This window comes from Shewanella sp. Shew256, assembly GCF_002196695.1.
In the GTDB taxonomy this organism is placed as follows: Bacteria; Pseudomonadota; Gammaproteobacteria; order Enterobacterales; family Shewanellaceae; genus Shewanella; species Shewanella mangrovisoli.
In genome coordinates, this window is sequence record NZ_NAJR01000064.1 from 1 (window position 1) to 504 (window position 504).

The window sequence follows — 504 nt, forward strand, 5'->3', positions numbered from 1 at the left end:
TCAATACGGCGACGGGCGTGCTGAGTGGTACGCCAACTAACGCTAACGTTGGCAGTTATGCGGTATTGCTACGCGCCACGGATGTGGATGGCTTAACCGCAGACCAGAGCTTTACGATAGTGGTGGCGAACGTCAACGATGCACCGACCATCAGTTCAACGGCGTTAACCAGTGCCACCCAGGATGCGGCCTATAGCTACACCTTGGTAGCGACGGACAGCGATGTGGGCGACAGTCTCACCTTAAGTGCCGTCACACTGCCAAGCTGGCTTAACTTCAATGCGGCTACGGGAGTGCTCAGTGGTACCCCAACTAACGCTAACGTCGGCAGTCATGTAGTAGTGTTACGCGCCACGGACGGAGATGGTCTGACGATTGACCAGAGCTTTACGATAGTGGTGGCGAACGTTAATGATGCACCGACTATCAGTTCAACGGCAATCACGAGTGCGACCCAGGATGCGGCCTATAGCTACACCTTAGTGGCGACGGACAGCGACGTGG

Annotated in this window: 1 protein-coding gene; it reads left to right on the top strand. The window is 55.8% G+C overall.

From position 1 onward, the window contains the following. A partial coding sequence (locus B5P39_RS24415) for a putative Ig domain-containing protein (RefSeq protein ID WP_140418358.1) occupies nucleotides 1-504 on the top strand: 504 nt, incomplete at both ends.